The organism is Pseudomonas sp. B21-059, from assembly GCF_026016285.1.
GTDB lineage: Bacteria > Pseudomonadota > Gammaproteobacteria > Pseudomonadales > Pseudomonadaceae > Aquipseudomonas > Aquipseudomonas danubii.
The window spans coordinates 4821179-4839469 of sequence record NZ_CP087201.1; the positions used below are offsets into that span (position 1 = coordinate 4821179).

17 protein-coding genes and 1 pseudogene are annotated in these 18291 nt (G+C 61.1%); 6 read left to right on the forward strand and 12 right to left on the reverse strand.

The annotated features are described in order from the left end of the window. The first annotated feature begins 68 nt into the window (after positions 1-68). Positions 69-1550 carry a methyl-accepting chemotaxis protein gene (locus LOY69_RS21115; RefSeq protein ID WP_102880451.1) on the forward strand — a complete coding sequence of 494 codons (1482 nt, stop codon included), beginning with the start codon at positions 69-71 and terminating at the stop codon, positions 1548-1550. Between the two features lie 144 nt (positions 1551-1694). Continuing rightward, positions 1695-2057, forward strand: coding sequence for a terminase (locus LOY69_RS21120; protein ID WP_102880986.1), 363 nt, complete (start codon positions 1695-1697; stop codon positions 2055-2057). A 4-nt stretch (positions 2058-2061) separates the two neighbouring features. Here LOY69_RS21120 and LOY69_RS21125 read toward each other — a convergent pair whose 3' ends face one another. From LOY69_RS21125 to LOY69_RS21135, 3 genes are all read right to left on the reverse strand, one after another. Then, on the reverse strand, positions 2062-2859 hold the full coding sequence (locus tag LOY69_RS21125) for an acyl-CoA thioesterase (protein ID WP_110653122.1): 798 nt from the start codon (positions 2857-2859) through the stop codon (positions 2062-2064). A gap of 109 nt (positions 2860-2968) precedes the next feature. Beyond that, the gene (locus tag LOY69_RS21130; RefSeq protein WP_110653170.1) at positions 2969-3736 is read right to left on the reverse strand and encodes a CHAD domain-containing protein; all 768 of its coding nucleotides are present in this window, start codon (positions 3734-3736) and stop codon (positions 2969-2971) included. Positions 3737-3879: 143 nt separating this feature from the next. Further along, positions 3880-4158: a hypothetical protein gene (locus tag LOY69_RS21135; protein ID WP_110653121.1), complete on the reverse strand. Its 279-nt coding sequence runs from the start codon at positions 4156-4158 to the stop codon at positions 3880-3882. Between the two features lie 221 nt (positions 4159-4379). On the opposite strand from LOY69_RS21135, the gene LOY69_RS21140 reads away from it, so the two are divergent. Then, on the forward strand, positions 4380-5414 hold the full coding sequence (locus LOY69_RS21140) for a patatin-like phospholipase family protein (protein ID WP_102880454.1): 1035 nt from the start codon (positions 4380-4382) through the stop codon (positions 5412-5414). A 29-nt stretch (positions 5415-5443) separates the two neighbouring features. On the opposite strand, the gene LOY69_RS21145 is transcribed toward LOY69_RS21140, so the two are convergent. The 6 genes from LOY69_RS21145 to kdpF form a co-directional block, all read right to left on the reverse strand. Next, complete coding sequence (locus LOY69_RS21145; RefSeq protein WP_102860873.1) at positions 5444-6139, reverse strand: response regulator; 696 nt, start codon at positions 6137-6139, stop codon at positions 5444-5446. Between the two features lie 103 nt (positions 6140-6242). Next, the gene (locus LOY69_RS21150; RefSeq protein ID WP_102880455.1) at positions 6243-8894 is read right to left on the reverse strand and encodes a sensor histidine kinase; all 2652 of its coding nucleotides are present in this window, start codon (positions 8892-8894) and stop codon (positions 6243-6245) included. A gap of 74 nt (positions 8895-8968) precedes the next feature. Continuing rightward, a complete protein-coding gene (gene kdpC, locus LOY69_RS21155; RefSeq protein WP_265073559.1) occupies positions 8969-9514 on the reverse strand; it encodes a potassium-transporting ATPase subunit KdpC in 546 nt (181 codons plus the stop codon). A gap of 36 nt (positions 9515-9550) precedes the next feature. Beyond that, entirely contained in the window at positions 9551-11635 is a 2085-nt protein-coding gene (kdpB, locus tag LOY69_RS21160) for a potassium-transporting ATPase subunit KdpB (RefSeq protein ID WP_102880457.1), read from the reverse strand. A gap of 10 nt (positions 11636-11645) precedes the next feature. Next, entirely contained in the window at positions 11646-13340 is a 1695-nt protein-coding gene (kdpA, locus tag LOY69_RS21165) for a potassium-transporting ATPase subunit KdpA (RefSeq protein WP_102880458.1), read from the reverse strand. Positions 13341-13351: 11 nt separating this feature from the next. Next, positions 13352-13441 carry a K(+)-transporting ATPase subunit F gene (gene kdpF, locus LOY69_RS21170; protein WP_016964080.1) on the reverse strand — a complete coding sequence of 30 codons (90 nt, stop codon included), beginning with the start codon at positions 13439-13441 and terminating at the stop codon, positions 13352-13354. Between the two features lie 343 nt (positions 13442-13784). Here kdpF and eat point away from each other — a divergent pair, with 343 nt between their 5' ends. Together eat and LOY69_RS21180 are read left to right on the forward strand one after the other, a co-directional pair. Then, a complete protein-coding gene (gene eat / locus LOY69_RS21175) occupies positions 13785-15149 on the forward strand; it encodes an ethanolamine permease (protein WP_102880459.1) in 1365 nt (454 codons plus the stop codon). A gap of 132 nt (positions 15150-15281) precedes the next feature. Continuing rightward, a complete protein-coding gene (locus tag LOY69_RS21180; RefSeq protein WP_110594593.1) occupies positions 15282-15449 on the forward strand; it encodes a DUF2897 family protein in 168 nt (55 codons plus the stop codon). A 45-nt stretch (positions 15450-15494) separates the two neighbouring features. On the opposite strand, the gene LOY69_RS21185 is transcribed toward LOY69_RS21180, so the two are convergent. Next, positions 15495-16346 (reverse strand): urea carboxylase-associated family protein, encoded by an 852-nt coding sequence (locus LOY69_RS21185; RefSeq protein WP_253085224.1) that lies wholly within the window; start codon positions 16344-16346, stop codon positions 15495-15497. A gap of 15 nt (positions 16347-16361) precedes the next feature. Continuing rightward, entirely contained in the window at positions 16362-17015 is a 654-nt protein-coding gene (locus tag LOY69_RS21190) for a GntR family transcriptional regulator (protein WP_265073560.1), read from the reverse strand. Between the two features lie 192 nt (positions 17016-17207). Between LOY69_RS21190 and LOY69_RS21195 the strand changes: the two genes are divergently transcribed. Next, positions 17208-17768 carry a TetR/AcrR family transcriptional regulator gene (locus LOY69_RS21195; protein ID WP_110594596.1) on the forward strand — a complete coding sequence of 187 codons (561 nt, stop codon included), beginning with the start codon at positions 17208-17210 and terminating at the stop codon, positions 17766-17768. Between the two features lie 23 nt (positions 17769-17791). On the opposite strand, the pseudogene LOY69_RS21200 reads toward LOY69_RS21195, so the two are convergent. After that, a pseudogene (locus LOY69_RS21200) lies at positions 17792-18232 on the reverse strand (SDR family NAD(P)-dependent oxidoreductase); the annotation flags it as partial. Positions 18233-18291: the final 59 nt, after the last annotated feature.

Consider the following 18291-nt stretch of genomic DNA (forward strand, 5'->3'; position numbering starts at 1 on the left):
CCGAGATCATGACGGCACAATAATGGCACCTTGCCAATACTGTTCCGCTCAATCAGAGAAAACCTTCTATGGGTGCCTGGCTTAGCAATATCTCGTTGAAATACAAATTCTGGGCGGTCAATGCGGTCGCCTTTGTCACCACCTTGCTATTGGTGCTGTACGCCGTGCAACTGGAGCAGCAGGCACGTAGCCAGACCGCCCAGGCCGCCGCCCATAGCCAGGCCCTGCTGCTCAATGCCTGGCCTGCAGGACAGCCCCTGCCCACCGATGAACACCTACTGACTTTCTCCCAGGGACAGACGCCCAGTTTCAACGACCAGGCGTTGCCCGAGCTGAACGGCGCCAACGGCTGGATCGAGATCAACCACATGCCGCTGTTCGGTACCAACCCGTTGCTGGGCGCCGAAGTCGTCCATCGCGCCGACGGCCAGCAGGTCGCAGTCCTGGCCCACGCTCCAAGCCTGGCCCAAGTCTTCAGTGACCGCTTCACCAACTATGCGGCGGCCGTATTCATCCTGATGTTCGCCATGCTCTGCGCCTCGCAGTTGCTGATTCGCTTTCTCCTCAGCCAACTCAATACCCTCAAGGACGTCATGCTGCATGTTGAGAAGACCGGCGATCTGTCTGCCCGCGTACCGCTCTCCTGTAAGGACGAGGTGGGCCAGATGGCCAGCGCGTTCAACGCCATGCAGGCCGGCTACCAACGGGTGGTGAATACCGTGGCCAATACCGCTCGCCAATTGGATCAGGGCGCCGCGCGCCTAGCTTCAAGCATGAATGATGTACGCCACGGCATGCTCGGCCAGCAGAGCGAAACCGATCAGGCCGCCACCGCCATCAACGAAATGTCCGCCACCGTCTACCACATTGCCCAGCATGCAGGTGCCACTCGTGACCTGTCGCAAACTGCCGACACCCTGGCCGGCACTGGCCATGAAGTGGTCGGCCGAGTGCAGAAATCCATCGCTGGGCTGTCCAGTGGCGTGCAACAAACTGCCGAGATGATTCAGAAACTCGCCGAGGACAGCCAGAAAATCAACGGCGTGGTCAACGTCATCCACAGCATCGCCGAGCAAACCAATCTGCTGGCGCTCAACGCCGCCATTGAGGCCGCACGGGCCGGCGAAATGGGTCGCGGCTTTGCCGTGGTGGCAGATGAAGTACGCAACCTGGCCAAACGCGTACAGGCCTCGACCGACGAAATCACCGGCATGGTGTCCGCCCTGCAAGCCGGTACCCGCGATGCGGTGGACTTCATGCAGGAAAGCTCGTTCAAAGCCGACGACTGCGTGCAGCAGGCACAGGAAGCCGGGGCGGCACTGGCGGAAATCACCGGCGCAGTGGCACAGATGCGCGAAAGCAACACTCAGATCGCCGTCGCCGCGGAACAGCAGAGCCAGGTGGCCGAAGAAATGAATAGAGCGGTGGTCAGCATTCGCGATGTTACCGAAAACACCGTGCAGCAGACCGTTGCTTCCGCCACGACCAGCAGTGAACTGGCGACCCTGGCCGGCGAATTGAGCAAGGCCATCGGCCAGTTGAAGCTCTGATCCGCCAGCATGAGCCGCTACCCAGTAGCAGCCAACTGCCCTCACCCCACTGGCTATCGAACCGATAGCCAGCCTTGATTCGCCACCAAACCGACTGCGCCCTATTCTTGGTCCATGAGTTTTCAAGTACTAAGGATGATCATCATGGGCAAACGTCACCCCAACCTCCCCGCCTGGCAATGGCGCGTCTACCCGCACAGCCACCAGCATCCGACCAACCTGGTTTTGCACCTGATCGCAGTCCCGCTGTTCATTGTCGGTTTTCTGCTGATTGCTTCGGGAGTGTTCTCCCTGAGTTTCCTGAACCTGGCCATTGGCGTGCTCGGAGTGCTGGCTGCCCTAGGTTTGCAGCGTCACGGCCACAGCCTGGAGGCACAAGCCGGCGAACCATTCAGCGATCGCAAAGATGCAGTGCAACGCCTGCTAATGGAGCAGTTCGTGACCTTTCCACGCTTTGTCCTCAGCGGTGCCTGGTGGCGTGCCTGGCGGCAACGCCACCGTCACTGATGGATCAGGCGAAGATGGTTACCGTCTGCCGACTCAGGGCAATCAGTTGCCCCTCAGGACTCCACAACGCGGCGGCAGCGTGCCCGTAGCCATCGCGGGCATGCTCGATTTCCACCCGGTACTTGCACCAGTCCAGGGTGCTGATTGACAACAACGGCTGGACGAATTCGATGGTCCAGGTCAGGGTGCTGCCCGCCGCAGGCTTGTTCAAATGCGGCAACAGGGCCGGCGGCCAGGCATCCACCAGCGCCAGGATATGCGCCTCGGTCACAGGCTCCTCTTTGACATCCCCGCGCAGGCGCACCCAGCCCCCCATGTCCCGGGAACGGTTGCCAGTGAAGGGCATGCCGCCGATGCTCCAACGCATTGCCAAATGACGCATGAATTCCGGAGTCACGCCCTTGATGTAGGGCAGTTCCTGGCACTCCTCCCAATGCTTCATCTCAGGGGCCGGAAGGGCGCCGACACTGACCACAGACTCGCGGGAAGCGCCAAAGCTGCCCTGCACCAGGGTCACCACTTGGCCGTCCTGCATGACGCGTCCCAGCACCTGGCTGACAGCCTTGCCTTCGCGCAGCACATCCACTTCAAAGCTGACCGGCACATCCGGTGACACTGGGCCGACAAAGGTGACCGCCAAGGAACGTACCGGTCGGTCCAGCGGGACCTTGGCCCGCATCGCTTCGTACTGCAAGGCAACCACCAGGCCACCAAAACTGGCACGCCCCTGAGCCCACTCGGCCGGAATGGTCAACGCCTGGGGCTGGCCGCGTACGGCCTCAAGCAAATCGTAAAAACGCATGAAAACCTCAAGGGGCAAAAAATAGACTCAAGGATCTTAACCAGCGTCGCAGAGCCGCACAGCCACTATTCCGGCCAAAGCAGCGGACAGATAAGCCGCACAACGGTAGTCAGTTCCTGAAGCAATCGCCATGAAGCTTGTCCAGTACCTGGTCGGCGCGGGCCTGGGACTTGTGCATGGTTTTACGCCAGGTGGCGACACAGGGCAGCAAGTCCATCTGCTGTTCGGCCTGGGCCAGCCATTGCCAGCAATCATGCCAATCCCCCAATGCCCCTTGGGCTGCCTTGAGGCGTTTCATGGCTTGGGGTGGCAAACGATCCAGTTCGGGGTATGCATCGGCGGCGTAGCGCACACGCTTGATCAACAGTCGCAGGCGATGCCGGTCGTGGGCGGGATCACGCAACGCCTCACCCAGGGCTTTCCACTGCTTGGACAAGCGTTTTTCAATCTTTCCTCGTAAACCACGCAGCAGCCCCTGACGCTCGGAGGCCCGGAGAAACCGCGGAAACGCATCCAGTACCAGAAACAACTGCGCCAACGGCGGCCCGGCGGCGATCGCCGAATACTCCCCTTGCAACTGAGCGGTACGACGCTCGGCGGCAGCATGCAGGCCATGCTGATACAGATAAGCGGCCAACACTTCGCGGTCACGAATCGGCGTCGTCAGTTGTCCAACCTCACTGGCTGCAGCCTCCAACTGCTCGACACCAGGCAAACCGCGCAATGGACGCAACAAGCTGCGCAAGCGGCGCACAGTGATACGCAAATCATGCAGTGCCTCGGCATCAGTGGCGGCAGCCAGTCGCGCCTGACAAGCCAGCAAGCTCACTTCCAGGCTCAGGATCTGAACCACCAATCGATCAACCAAGGCAGACATCAGGCTTTCCCCAATACGGCTCACAAGCCCTACATGGGCTTATCCGACTCAAGAATGACACCCCAGGCCCAAGAACGGCGTTGCGCCATATCATTGGGGTCCAGGGTGGAGATTCACCGCTTCAGCGTAGCGGCTGGCGCGGCTCAGCGCCCGGCGCGGGACTCACGAATATAGAAGCGCGCCTTCTCGGCTTTCTTGGTGCACCCTTCAAAGGCCTCGAATTGCTGCTGAGTCTTGGCCCCGGTCAGCAACGACAAGGCCTTGGAATAACTCACAGTGCCGGCGAAACCTTCAGCCTTGGCCAGGTCCAGCTCGCGCCAGGCGGCGTCCAGCTGAGTGCCACAGCTGTCGCGGTAGGCGGTCTTGCCTGCGCAACCGGTCAGTACCAATGCCATCAGGGGCACGCAGATCCAGGCTTTCATCAATGACACCTCAAGAAAAGAAAACAGTCGTACAGGTTAAGACGATGGCAGCGTAAAAAAGTGCCTGACGCAACCCTTGGAAAATATAGCCGCAGGAGCATAGCCGCGCGGCCCGAGCACCCCAAGGAAAAAACACCGGACAGGTCCGGCCTTACATCAGCAATTGAACCCCAGGCCGCTATGGGTGCATTGTTGCAACCTGTTTGGCGAAGGGACGAATCATGAACAAACGTGTCGCATTGGTACTCGGCTCGGGAGGCGCTCGCGGGTACGCCCATATCGGGGTCATCGAGGAGATCGAAAGACGCGGGTATGACATCGCCTGCATCGCCGGTTGCTCCATGGGCGCCGTGGTGGGCGGCATCTATGCCGCAGGCAAGCTCGCCGAGTATCGGGAGTGGATCGAAAGCCTGGATTACCTTGATGTACTGCGCCTGGTGGACGTGAGTTTCCGCCTGGGGGCGATTCGCGGCGAGAAAGTCTTCGGCCAGATCCGCAAGATCGTCGGTGAAGTGAATATCGAAGAGCTGCGCATTCCCTACACCGCGGTAGCCACTGACCTGACCAATCAACAGGAAATCTGGTTCCAGGAAGGCTGCCTGCATCAAGCCATGCGCGCGTCCGCAGCCATCCCCAGCCTGTTCACCCCGGTGATGCAGGGTAACCGCATGCTGGTGGACGGCGGTCTGCTCAACCCACTGCCGATCGTGCCAGTAGTCTCCAGCCATTGCGACCTGATCATCGCGGTCAACCTCAACTCCACCAACCAGCGCCATTATCAGTTACCGGTGATCCAGCGCCCCCCGGCGTTCAAAAGCCGCTTTGACAGCCTGATCAACTCCCTGGGCTCGCACCTGCCGTTCCGGCGTAAACAGGCCGAACAACTATTGCTGCTGGAACAGGAGGCCTTCAAGAGCCAAGCCGCCGAGATCAATCCCTGGGTCGAAGGTGCCGAACCGGAATCCCAGCAACCGGCTGCTGCGCCAGAAACCGACGGCGCGCCCAAGTCCGCCAGCGGTTCGTTCATCATCGACAACGTCGGTCCGGCCTCGCTACTGGACCTGGTGAACCAGAGCTTCGAGGTCATGCAGACGTCCCTGGCCCAATACAAGATCGCCGGCTATCCACCGGACATATTGATCAACGTGCCCAAGCGCGTGTGCCGGTTCTTCGAGTTCTACAAGGCCCCGGAACTGATCGCCCTGGGTCGTGAGATCGCCAGCGATACCCTGGACCGCTACGAACAGGAACAATAGCAAGCCCCGACATTCCAGCCCTCTAAGGCTCAGGGCTCGCTCCCCAAGAGACGGTAGCCAACCCCCGCCTCGGTGACGATGAACCGTGGTTGGGTCGGATCATCCGCCAGTTTCTGGCGTAAATGCCCGACCACGATCCGCAGGTAATGACTGTCCTCGGTGTGGGTCGGCCCCCAGATGTCCTTGAGCAGCTGCTGCTGGGTGATCACCCGACCGGGGTGTCGTGCCAGTTGCGCCAGCACAGCGTACTCCTTGCGCGTCAGGGCCACTTCCTGGCCATCGAGCAGCACCCGACGGTAGGCCAGGTCCACCGTCAGCGGCCCAACTTGCAACGCCGCTTCCTGCACCTCCCCCACTGGCGCCTGGCGCAACAGGGCGCGGATGCGTGCCAGGAACTCCTGGATGCCGAAAGGCTTGGTCACGTAATCGTTGGCGCCACCGTCCAGGGCTTCGACCTTCTGCACCTCGCTGGCACGCACCGAAAGCACCAGCACGGGCACCGTCGACCACTCGCGAAACTCGCGCAGTACCTGCTGGCCATCCATGTCCGGCAGCCCCAGGTCGAGCACCAGCAGATCCGGCTTGTTCAGTGCCGCCTGGGCCAGGCCCTCGGTACCGGTACCGGCTTCAATCACTTTGTATCCTTGGGACGCCAAGCTGATGCGCAGGAACTTGCGGATCTGCGGCTCGTCGTCGATGACCAGGATGGTCGCGGTCTGGCTCATGGGTTCAATTCAAGACAAATAAGAGGCAAAAGAGTAGCGCAAGGCTGCTCCGGTAATCCCGGTAGCGCTTGCGTTGCGAGGTATGAGTGCGTTCTACAGGTATTCACAGATCCTGCTCAAGCTCCGGCTGGGTTTGCAATGGCAAGTGCAAGGTGATGCAGGTGCCATGGCCGTCAATGCCATCGGCGACACTGATATGCCCGCCGTGGGCACCAACCATGCCCTGGCAAATCGCCAGGCCCAGCCCCGTTCCCTGCCCTCCCCGATCGCCACGGGCAGCGGTATAGAACATGTCGAAGATCTTCGCCCGCTCCTCTTCGGGAATCCCCGGGCCCTCATCGCTGACGGCAAAGCTCAATTCATGCTCATCGGCACTGACCTTGAGTTGCAGGCGACCCTGGTTTGGCGAAAAGCGTGCGGCGTTCTCCAGGACATTGACCAGTGCCTGCTCGATCAGGGCGGCATGCACATGGAGCAACGGCAGGTCCGCTGGCAATTCGGTGCTCACCTGCAGCGGCGCCAGCACCGCACGCAGGCGGTTCAGGGCGCTGCCGACTATGTCCCCCGGCGCGACCCAGTCGCGAGCCAGTTTCAACGCACCATGGCCGAGCCGGGTCATGTCCAAGAGGTTCTGGATGTAGCGATCCAGGCGCTCGGCCTCATCCCGCGTGCCTTCCAGGAGTTCACGCCGGTCTTCCAGGGGAATCGCCTCCCCCAGCGCCAACAGACTGTCGATGCTGCCGCGCATCGAAGTCAGCGGTGTGCGCAGATCGTGGGACACCGAGGCCAGCAAAGCACTGCGTAACTGTTCGGTTTCACCGCGCAGTCGCGCCGCCTCCAAATCCTCCGCCAAACGCGCCCGAGCCAGCGCCTGGGCCAGGGGCTGGCTGAGGGCGGTGAGCAGGCGGCGACGCTGGCCACTGAACTCTTCGCCTTCCCTGGGACAGACACCCAACAAACCCAAGGGGCCGTCATCCACCGACAATGGCCACCACCACCAGCGCCCGAAGGGCAAGGTCCCGGTCCCCAGCCCCGCAGGCTGATCGTGCTGCCAGGCCCAATCGGCCGCCGCACGCTCAGCCTCGGAGAACTGCGGCGAGCCACCGGTTTCGACTTTCCAGCCCCCCTGCCCGTCGCGATTGAGCAGGCAGATACGCAACTCATCACGCCCATGCAGGTGCTGGGCTGCAGCACTGATCACCGCTTGCCGGTCAGTGGCAGCGGTGAGCTTGCGCGACAGGTCCAACAGTTCACCGGTTTCCTCCTGGGTCTCGCGCAGGGCCTGCAACTGCCGCCGCTGGCGCGCCGCCAGGTTGCCGGTGAGCGCAGCCATGAGCAGGAAAAACAGCAGAGTCAGCACATCCTCTTCACGCTGGATGGCAAAAGAGAAACTCGGCGGGATAAACAGAAAGTCATAGCTCAAGAACGACAGTGCCGCGCAGGCCAGGGCCGGCCCCAGGCTGCTGCGCACGGCTACCAGCAACACTGCAGCTAGAAACACCAGGGAAATGTTCGGCAACGGCAGCACACTGGCCACCCCCCAGGCCAGGGCACTGGCCAACACGGTCGCCAACAGCGCCAGGGCATAGTCGAACCACAACAGCGAATGCTTGGCTCGCAAACCCGGCTGATGGGGTTGTGGCTCGCTGTCCAGGACGTTGATTTCCAGGCCGTCGGCATTACGCAAGAGGCGCGCCGCCAGGCCACCACCAAACCAGCGCCGACGCCAGCGGCGGCTGGATTGCCCCACCAGCAACAGACTGGCGCGGCGCTCGCTGGCGTGCTGGATCAGGGTCTTGGCCACCTCGCCAGCCCGCAGCAGGACCACCTCCCCGCCCAGGCGCTCAGCCAATTGCTGCGCCGCCTGCAAGCGCAGGCGCGACTGCTCGTCCCGCAGCCGGCCGTTGTCCACATGCACCAGGCTCCAGGGCAAATGCCGACGCTGGGCCACACGACTGGCATGGCGTACCAGGCGCTCGGCCTGGGCATCGCCATCAATGCCCACCAGCAAACGCCCACGCACCGCCGGAGCCGCCTGCCCCAACTGGCGATAGCCCAGGGCCAGGTCGTTATCCACCTGGGCCGCAGCAGTCTGCATCGCCAACTCCCGCAGCGCGGTGAGGTTGGTCTGGGTGAAAAAGGCATCAATGGCCGCCCGCGCCTGCTCCGGTACATAGACCTTGCCGTCCCGCAGTCGCTCCAGGAGCTCCCGCGGCGGCAGGTCGACCAGCAGCAATTCATAGGCCTCCTGCAGTACCCAGTCGGGCAGCGTCTCGCGGACCTGGACCCCAGTGATGCCGCGCACCTGATCGTTGAGGCTCTCCAGGTGCTGGACGTTAACCGTGGTGAACACGTCGATACCCGCCGCCAGCAGCTCCTGAATATCCTGCCAACGCTTGGCATGCCGGCTGCCCGGCGCATTGCTGTGGGCCAGTTCGTCCACCAGCACCAGCTTGGGCCGGGCCTTCAACAGGCCATCCAGGTCCATCTCTTCGAGCACCACCCCACGGTATTCCGAGCGCACCAGGGGCTGCTGCGGCAAGCCGCTCAGCAGCGCTTCGGTCTCGGCACGACCGTGGGTTTCCACTACCCCGGCGAGCACCTTGACCCCTTGGCGCATTTGCGTGTGGGCGGCCTGAAGCATGGCGTAGGTCTTGCCGACGCCGGGAGCGGCGCCAAGAAAGACCTTGAGCCGGCCGCGGCCATCCCGGGGCAGATCAGCAAGCAGCGCGTCGGCGCGGCCGGAATCACTCATGGGTTATCTCTCTGCAACAAAACAATCGGTTCAATCCGCACTCTAGACGCTGTCACCCGCACGAACGGCAGCGGTTACAGATTCTCCAGGGCCTGGTTCAGGGCCAGTACATTGACCACCGGCGGCCCCACCAGCGGCCGCTCGATATGTGCCTGCACCAGCGCCTGTAGCTTAGCCGCCGGCATATTGCGCGCCGCCGCGACCCGCGCTAGTTGATAGTCAATCGCCTCGGGTGGCAAGTGCGGATCAAGGCCGCTGCCGGAGGTGGTGAGCAAGGCCAGCGGCACCGGCCCTTGACCTGGCACCTGGAGCTTTTGGGCATCGTCGATCACCCGCGTGGCCAGGGCCGGGTTGCTCGGCGCCAAGTTGCTGGCACCACTGGACACCGTGGCAAAGGCTCCTGCCGATGGGCGTGTATGAAACCAGGCATCACCGACAAAATCCTGGGCAATCAGGGCCGAACCACGCACCTTGCCCTGGGCATCACGCACCAGGCTGCCATTGGCCTGATCCGGGAACGCCACCTGAGCCACACCGGTCACCACCAATGGATAGGCCACGCCAGTAATCAGACTCATCAACACAATCAGGCTCAAGGCCGGACGCAATACGCTAGTCATTTCTCAATCCTCGATTCATTCAATGCCGCAGGCGAGTTACACCAGGTGCAAGGCGGTCAGCAGCATGTCGATCAGCTTGATCCCGACAAAGGGCACCACGATCCCACCCACACCGTAGATCAGCAGGTTGCGCCGCAGCAGGTGGGCGGCACTGGCGGCCTGGACCCTGACCCCGCGCAACGCCAGAGGGATCAGCACCACGATGATCAGGGCGTTGAATACGATCGCCGAGAGAATCGCGCTCTGCGGGCTGGTCAGGTGCATGATGTTGAGCACGCCCAGCTGTGGATAAATCGCTGCGAACAGCGCCGGCAGAATGGCGAAGTACTTGGCGACATCGTTGGCGATGGAAAAGGTGGTCAGGGCGCCCCGGGTCACCAGCAGCTCCTTGCCGATCTGCACCACGTCCAGCAGCTTGGTCGGATCGCTGTCCAGGTCGACCATGTTGGCCGCCTCGCGGGCCGCCTGAGTGCCGTCGTTCATCGCCATGCCGACATCGGCTTGGGCCAGTGCCGGGGCGTCGTTGGCACCGTCGCCGCACATCGCCACCAGGCGTCCGTCGTTCTGCTCGTGACGGATGCGCGCCAGTTTCTTCTCCGGCGTGGCTTCGGCCAGTACGTCGTCGACCCCGGCTTCAGCGGCGATGGCGGCAGCGGTCAGCGGGTTGTCGCCGGTCACCATGACAGTGCGAATCCCCAGCTTGCGCAACTCGGCGAAACGCTCGCGGATACCCGGCTTGACCACATCCTTGAGGTGAATGGCCCCAAGCATCCGGCCTTCGCCGCACACCAGCAGTGGAGTACCACCGCTCTGGGCGATCTTGTCGATTTCCCGGGACAGAGCCGGCGCCAGGTCGCTGCGCTTGAGGCCGACAAAGTTCAGCACCGAATCCACCGCCCCCTTGCGATAGATCCGGCCCTGGTAATCGACGCCGGACAGGCGGGTTTCCGCACTGAATGGCACGGCGGTCAAGACTTCAGGAGCCGGTTCAGGTTGTGGATAAAGCTCCCGCAAGTACTCGACGATGGATTTGCCTTCGGCGGTGTCATCCGCCAGTGAAGCCAGCAATGCTGCTTCGGCCAGCTCACGAGCGTTCACGCCGGGAGCCGGATGAATGGCGCTGCAACGACGGTTACCGAAGGTGATGGTGCCGGTCTTGTCCAGCAACAACACATGCACATCCCCCGCGGCCTCCACCGCACGCCCGGATTTGGCGATCACATTGAGGCGTACCAGACGATCCATCCCGGCAATGCCGATGGCCGACAGCAGGCCACCGATGGTGGTGGGAATCAGGGTCACCAATAACGCCACCAGGAACACCAGCGGCAGGCTGCCATTGGCAAAGTGGGCGAAGGGCTGCAGGGTCACCACCACCAGCAGGAAGATCAGGGTCAGGCCGATCAGCAGGATATCCAGGGCCACTTCGTTGGGCGTCTTCTGCCGCTTGGCACCTTCCACCAGGGCGATCATGCGATCCAGGGTCGACTCGCCGGGATTGCTGGTGATGCGCACCAGCAGCCAGTCGGAAACCAGCCGGGTGTTGCCGGTCACCGCTGAGCGATCGCCACCGGACTCGCGGATCACTGGCGCCGACTCACCGGTAATCGCCGCCTCGTTGACCGCGGCAATGCCCTCGATCACCTCGCCGTCCCCCGGGATCATTTCCCCGGCTTCAACCCGCACCACATCGCCTTTGCGCAGGTTGATCGCCGGCACCACCTGATAGGTGCCCTCGCTGGTGCGACGGCGAGCACTCAAGCCTTCGCTGCCGGCCTTGAGGCTGTCGGCCCGGGCCTTGCCACGGCCCTCTGCCAGGGCTTCGGCAAAGTTGGCGAAAAGCACGGTGAACCACAGCCAGAGGGCTATCTGTGCCGCGACGAACGTCGATACCGAGGTATCCGGCACGAAACACAGCACAGTGGTCAGGATTGCCGTCAACTCCACCACCAACATCACCGGCGAACGTTGCAACTGGCGAGGGTCGAGCTTGACGAAGGCCTGAATCAGCGCCGGGCGCCACAGAGCAGAGATCGCGGTACTCGAAGATTCGGCCTGGGTACGCTTGGCCTTGGCGGCCGAGTCAACAGCCTTGTTCGAGGCAGGAACATGCATATTCATCATCAGGTCCTCAGAAGCCCATGCTCAAGTGTTCAGCGATTGGGCCCAAAGCCAGGGTCGGCAGGAAGGTCAGGCCGCCCACCAGCAAAATGGTCACGGTCAACAAGGCCACGAACAACGGGCCGTGAGTGGGAAAGCTGTTCTGGCCGATGGGGGCGGGCTTCTTCAGCCCCAGGCTGCCAGCCAGGGCCAGCACCGGCAGGATGTAGCCGAAACGTCCAATCAGCATGCCCAGGCCCAGCATCAGGTTATGGAAGGGGGTGTTGGCACTGAAGCCACCAAAGGCCGAGCCGTTGTTGGCGCTGGCTGAGGTGTAGGCATACAGCAACTGGCTGAAACCGTGAGGCCCTGGATTGCTGATGGCTCCGGCCGGGCCTGGCAGGCTGGCGGCCAGGGCACCGAGGACGAGGACGCCAATGGGCATGACCATCAGGGTCACTACCAGCAATTGCACTTCCTTGGCCTGAAGCTTCTTGCCCAGGTATTCCGGGGTGCGACCGATCATCAACCCGGCGAGAAATACCGCGATCAGTACGTTCAACAGCATGCCGTAGAGACCCGCGCCGACACCGCCGAAGATCACTTCCCCCACCATCATGTTGATCAGCGCCACCATGCCGCTCAGAGGATTCAGGCTGTCATGCATGCCGTTCACCGAGCCATTGGACGCAGCCGTGGTGGTCACCGACCAGAGTACCGTGGCAGTGGTGCCGAAGCGCGCTTCCTTGCCTTCCAGAGGTGCCGCCTGCTCCACCGCAGCATTTTGCAACGCCGGATTGGGCTGGTACTCCGCCCACAACGAGGTGGCGCCGCCAATCAGGAACAGGGCAAACATGCAGGCAATGATCGCGCGGCTCTGGCGCAGATCCTTGACGTAGTGGCCGAAAGTGAACACCAGGGCCACGGGAATCAGGATGATCGACACCAGCTCGAACAGGTTGCTCCAGGCACTGGGGTTCTCGAACGGGTGAGCCGAGTTGACACCGAAGAAGCCACCACCATTGGTGCCCAACTGTTTGATGGCGATCTGGCTCGCCGCCGGGCCCAGGGGAATCACCTGATCGTTACCCTGCAGGGTCAGGGCATCCACGTAGTGGGCAAAGGTCTGGGGCACGCCCTGCCAGACCAGGAACAACGCCAGCAACAGACTCAGCGGCAGCAAGCCATAGAGAGTCGCGCGGGTCATGTCGACCCAGAAGTTGCCCAGGGTGCGCACCGAACGCCGGCCAATGCCGCGGCACAAGGCAACCAACACCGTCAGCCCGGTAGCAGCGCTGACAAAGTTCTGCACGGTCAGGCCGACCATCTGGCTGAGGTAGCTCAGGGAGGCCTCACCACTGTAGGACTGCCAGTTGGTATTGGTCATGAAACTGACGGCAGTGTTGAACGCCTGGGTCCATTCCTGTCCCGGAAGATTCTGCGGGTTGAGTGGCAGATACCCCTGAAACAGCAGGATGGCAAACAGCAGGACAAAACCCGCCAGGTTGAAGGCCAGCAAGGCCAGGGTGTATTTCTGCCAACTCTGCTCGTCTTGTGGATCGACCCCGGAAATCCGGTAGCACGCACGCTCCACCGGCCCCAGCACCGGGGTCAGCCAGGTGCGCTGGCCTTCCATGACCTTGTAGTAGAAACGTCCCAGCCAGGGCGCGGGCAACAGCACCAGGGCAAAGAAGGCGAGGAGCAGCCAATAGTCATAACTGTGCATAGCCGCAGCTCCTAGTTCCGATCCGCGCGCAGCAGCGCAACCAGTAGATAAACGAACAGGCCCACTGCCAGTAGCAGTGACACCGCGTCCAGAATGTTCATGGAATGTCTCCGAGGTACGGCGATTGCCGCGAATGCAGCCATTGTCCGCAGGGTGCCTGTAAAGGAACGAGATCGACGGGGTGGGAGGCCCATAAAGAAAGCGTAAAGACTGGCTTTATGCGGCGTTTACCTGGGCAGTTGGAAGACGACAGCGGCTGCCCCCATGCTCCCCTGCCCCAATCGAAGGCACCGGGATGCACCAGACTGATATCGATCGACGATAAAAACCTGGAAAACATCCTCGATACGACCGCTTTCCTGGCTTTACGACGGTCGCCACGAGACTGGCATGGGCGCTGCACAGGCCAGTCCCGAGCACTTCCAACCGTTCAGGGAGCAACCGATGAACACACAACTCAAGCCCACTCTGGGCACGCTGCATTTATGGGGTATCGCGGTCGGTCTGGTGATTTCCGGGGAATACTTCGGCTGGAGCTATGGCTGGGGCGTGGCCGGAACCCTTGGTTTCCTCGTGACCTCTTTACTGGTCGCCACCATGTATACCTGCTTTATATTCAGTTTCACCGAGCTGACCACGGCCATTCCTCATGCAGGAGGCCCCTTTGCCTACAGCCGGCGCGCCTTTGGTGAGAAAGGCGGCTTGATTGCCGGGTTGGCCACTTTGATCGAATTCGTCTTTGCACCACCGGCGATTGCCCTGGCCATTGGCGCCTACCTGAATGTGCAGTTTCCGGCGCTGGACCCCAAGCATGCCGCCGTGGGGGCCTACCTCGTCTTCATGGGCCTGAACATCCTCGGGGTAAAACTGGCGGCTACCTTCGAACTGGTGGTGTGCGTACTGGCGGTGGCAGAGCTACTGGTATTCATGGGCGTGGTAGCACCGGCCTTCAGCTTCAGCAATTTCGCCCTCAATGGCTGGGCCGGAGCCGACACCTTCGGTGCCCCGGCAATTGCCGGAATGTTCGCCGCCATCCCCTTCGCCATCTGGTTCTTCCTAGCCATCGAGGGTGCGGCCATGGCCGCCGAAGAAGCCAAGGACCCCAAACGCACCATTCCCAAGGCCTACATCAGCGGCATTCTGACCCTGGTACTGCTGGCCATGGGGGTGATGTTCTTCGCTGGCGGAGTGGGTGACTGGCGCACCCTGGCCAATATCAACGACCCGTTGCCCCAGGCGATGAAAGCCGTGGTGGGCGACAGTTCCGGCTGGCTGCACATGCTGGTGTGGATCGGCCTGTTTGGCCTCGTGGCCAGCTTCCACGGGATCATCCTCGGCTATTCGCGGCAGTTCTTTGCCCTCGCCCGTGCCGGCTATCTGCCAGCATCCCTGGCCAGGCTGTCACGTTTCCAGACGCCACACCGGGCGATCATCGCCGGCGGCCTGATCGGTATCGCCGCGATCTACAGCGATGGCCTGATCAACCTGGGCGGCATGACCCTGACCGCCGCAATGATCACCATGGCGGTATTCGGCGCCATCGTGATGTACATCATGAGCATGCTCAGCCTGTTCAAACTGCGCCGGACCGAACCGGACCTGCCACGCAGCTTCCGCGCCCCGGGCTACCCGCTGGTACCCGCCATCGCACTGGTACTGGCGCTGGTGTGCCTGGTGGCCATGGCCTGGTTCAACGCGCTGATTGGCCTGATCTTCCTCGGCTTCATGGTGCTGGGTTTCATTTACTTTCAGCTCACCGCACAACTGCGGGCCGATGCCCCGGCGGATGCCATGCTCACCGGTTTGTAAGCATCGGGCACTACTGGCCAGAACAATCAGGCATACAATGGAACCAGTGCGAAACGCTTTAACTCAAAGCATTACAGGCAGTCCAGAGGGCGAACCTTCGTCCTCGGGAAACTGCCGTTCAAGGAGAGCCCTATGCCCTGGTATGCCTGGTTGATTCTGGTGGTTGCTATCGGTTCGATCGTCGGCGGCTTAATGATGCTGCGCGACACCGCCCACAAGGTGGAACTGACTGATGAGCAACGTAAACGCATAGCCGAACGCAACGCGGAAATGGATGCCAAAGAAGCGCAGGATCGTTAATCCCGTCAGCCCCTTCGTCATGCATTGAAGGGACTGCCCAAGGCCCTACTTTTCCCATTCGGCCTTGGCGATGTGCAAACCGTGCAGACCTTTGTAGGCCGCCCGCTCCGGCTGGCTCCAGCCTTCAAGCAGTGACTCTTCGAGACGATAGATCTCCACTCCCAGTGGCCGGCAAACACTCAAGGGGTCCTGAGCCTCGGGGCCCCACATCGGCAAGGACAGATCGCCCCCCGGGCAGGTCGACAGTGCACACAGCAGGTCGATTTCGGCAAAAAACTCCAGATAGTCGCCCTTTCGCGCCGGACAGGCCTTCATGAAATACATGTCGTCATGATTAAGGCCGGTGCACTGAAAGATATTCAATACGTCATGCACGTCGAATTCGGTGAGGCCATGGGGCAGAACCGCCCGTGTCAGATTGGAGTGACAGTGATGATGAAAATCCTCGCCTGTGAGCATTCGGTTCACATAGGGATCGCAACGGGTACCCAATAAATCGTGCAGGCGCCCGCCATGCTCGTCGATACCATAATTCGCCAGGCTGTCATCGGTGATCGTGACCAGCGGCCGCAAGAAAGGCAGGTTCGACCAGAGCCGGTCATGGGTGCTGACATGGGCTCCCTGCAACTGCCGGGTACGTGCGGCCCATAGGCGTTCTCGCGGGTCATTGGCATTCCAGACGTTGAAGTCCCCCACTTGCGGGCCTACCGGCGTGGTCACTCGAAACACATGACCGGCGGGCACCTTCCAGGCCCGGCCCGTACGAATCGGCACCTCGAACTGCTCGATCAGCGTACGTTGTGCCCGGTTATCACGGATACGTTCATAAAAGGTTGTATCCACCTGCAGCGCCGAGCCTTTGCTGACCTGATAAGCCGCTGGATAGTCTTTGTACATGGGTATCGCCCTCACTCAGTGACGCAAGGATTGGCTGAACATGTTCAGCAGCAGGCGCTCGGAGTCGTCCAGGTATGCCTCCATTGCCTCGCCGGCGCGGGCTTTGTCACCCTCCACCAGCCATTGGTGAATCTGCCGGTCACGAACCAGCCAGGGCGCCTGGAACAACGCTTCATCCGGCGCGGCGCAAAACACCAGACGCAATTGCGCCACTACATTGGTGAAAAATTCATCGAACAAGGGGGAATCCAGTAGCCTTACCACCTGCTGATGAAAGCGCAAACCATGGGTCCCGACAGCACGCCAGTCCTCGCGATCTCGGGCCAATTGGGCCGCCTCGATGGCGTCGAGCATACGATCAGCCTGGCACTCGCTCAGCGGCCTTGCACTGGCGATCGCCTGCAACTCCAGAGTCCGACGTACTCGGAACAGATCCTTTACCTCATCGCTGCTCAGGCGTCTGACCACCACGCCTTTATAACGGACATAGTGGGTCAACCCCTCCTGGCCCAAGCCGTGCAACGCTTCACGTATGGTGTTGCGCGAAGCGTTGTAGGTGTTGACCAGATCGCTCTCTACCAACGGCATGCCAGGCAAAAGGCGACCACCGATAATGTCGGCACGCAGTTCCACCCTAATCTGGTCCGCAAGGGATAAACCGTTGCTCATGGCAACACCTCGAGATTGTTCAACAATTCATGATCAAACTTTAATCACTTATCGTGCCAATTCCTGAGCGCCCAGCAAACACTCGCCCTACCTGTCGGAACGCTGTAAATACGCAAAACACCCACTGATAAGTAGGGGCGTGATCTGATGATCCTTGGTTAAAATAACGCTCTAGTTGTGGAGGTTTCTCAAATGCGTTACTCAGCAGACCATAAAGCCCAGACACATCAACGCATTATCAAAGAAGCTTCGGAACGTTTTCGTCGTGATGGAATAGGGGGAACGGGATTACAACCACTGATGAAGGCACTGGGCCTGACCCATGGCGGTTTCTACTCCCACTTCAAGTCCAAGGATGAGCTGGTAGAAGAAGCCCTTTGCGCAGCTGCGCAAGACCTGGATGCCCACTGCGCAACCCTGTTCACACAAGAACAGCCCTTGCAGGCATTTATCGACAACTACCTTTCCGAGTGGCATCGCAGCTCACCCCATCAAGGTTGCCCACTACCAACAATGAGTTCGGAACTCGGCCAGCGCGGCCAACCCAGCCCCACCACCGATGCAGTGCTCAATGCCAGACTTGCCCAAGTGGAAGCGACTCTGGAAGGTGAAAATAAGGCGCAACGCAGCCTGATGATCATGTCGACCCTGGTGGGAGCGTTGATGCTCTCGCGCAGCGTGGAAAGTCCTGAACTGGCGGTACAGATACTGGAAGTCGTCAGTGAGGCCCTGAAGAAACAGGAGCAGGAATAATACAACCCGCTCCATGGGCCGCCTTACTTGGAACGCGCGGCGGCACTGTTCCTGGAAAGATTGGCCCCCAAGGCCAGGCGTGCGGCGACCAGTGCCTGCAAGTCCGCCGGAGCGGGAAACGAAGGCAGCGTGATCAACTCTCTCTGGTCGAAACCACTCAATGCCGCGTCCACCATCTCAGTCGCCTCCATCACCATCTCTAGGGGGATGGCCTTAGCCTCCAAGCCTGAACGCCCCCAGATCTCGGTACAAGTAACGTCAGGCAAGCTCCCCTGAGCCTGAACGTCATTGCCTTTCAACTCAGCCTGCAGTGACTGAGTCAGGCTTAGCACGTAAGCCTTGGCGGCACTGTAAGTCGCATTGAAACGCTCCGGGATTAACGCAACCACCGAGACAATATTGATGATCGCCCTGCGCCCGGCCGCGAAAAAACTCGTCGCGGCTGCTCCTGACAATCTTGAAAGTAATGGACGCCTCCGATTGGAACATCCGGAGAGCGAAAAATATTACATACACAATACTC

Bases quoted from the DNA above. Each gene is read 5' to 3' on its own strand.
- LOY69_RS21115 (WP_102880451.1), top strand. From the start codon at position 69: ATGGGTGCCTGGCTTAGCAATATCTCGTTGAAATACAAATTCTGGGCG.
- LOY69_RS21140 (WP_102880454.1), top strand. From the start codon at position 4,380: ATGAACAAACGTGTCGCATTGGTACTCGGCTCGGGAGGCGCTCGCGGG.
- kdpC (WP_265073559.1), bottom strand. From the start codon at position 9,514: ATGACTAGCGTATTGCGTCCGGCCTTGAGCCTGATTGTGTTGATGAGT.
- LOY69_RS21195 (WP_110594596.1), top strand. From the start codon at position 17,208: ATGCGTTACTCAGCAGACCATAAAGCCCAGACACATCAACGCATTATC.
- LOY69_RS21120 (WP_102880986.1), top strand. From the start codon at position 1,695: ATGGGCAAACGTCACCCCAACCTCCCCGCCTGGCAATGGCGCGTCTAC.
- LOY69_RS21135 (WP_110653121.1), bottom strand. From the start codon at position 4,158: ATGAAAGCCTGGATCTGCGTGCCCCTGATGGCATTGGTACTGACCGGT.
- LOY69_RS21145 (WP_102860873.1), bottom strand. From the start codon at position 6,139: ATGAGCCAGACCGCGACCATCCTGGTCATCGACGACGAGCCGCAGATC.
- kdpF (WP_016964080.1), bottom strand. From the start codon at position 13,441: ATGAACATTCTGGACGCGGTGTCACTGCTACTGGCAGTGGGCCTGTTC.
- LOY69_RS21185 (WP_253085224.1), bottom strand. From the start codon at position 16,346: ATGTACAAAGACTATCCAGCGGCTTATCAGGTCAGCAAAGGCTCGGCG.
- LOY69_RS21150 (WP_102880455.1), bottom strand. From the start codon at position 8,894: ATGAGTGATTCCGGCCGCGCCGACGCGCTGCTTGCTGATCTGCCCCGG.
- LOY69_RS21130 (WP_110653170.1), bottom strand. From the start codon at position 3,736: ATGTCTGCCTTGGTTGATCGATTGGTGGTTCAGATCCTGAGCCTGGAA.
- eat (WP_102880459.1), top strand. From the start codon at position 13,785: ATGAACACACAACTCAAGCCCACTCTGGGCACGCTGCATTTATGGGGT.
- kdpA (WP_102880458.1), bottom strand. From the start codon at position 13,340: ATGCACAGTTATGACTATTGGCTGCTCCTCGCCTTCTTTGCCCTGGTG.
- LOY69_RS21180 (WP_110594593.1), top strand. From the start codon at position 15,282: ATGCCCTGGTATGCCTGGTTGATTCTGGTGGTTGCTATCGGTTCGATC.
- LOY69_RS21125 (WP_110653122.1), bottom strand. From the start codon at position 2,859: ATGCGTTTTTACGATTTGCTTGAGGCCGTACGCGGCCAGCCCCAGGCG.
- LOY69_RS21190 (WP_265073560.1), bottom strand. From the start codon at position 17,015: ATGAGCAACGGTTTATCCCTTGCGGACCAGATTAGGGTGGAACTGCGT.
- kdpB (WP_102880457.1), bottom strand. From the start codon at position 11,635: ATGAATATGCATGTTCCTGCCTCGAACAAGGCTGTTGACTCGGCCGCC.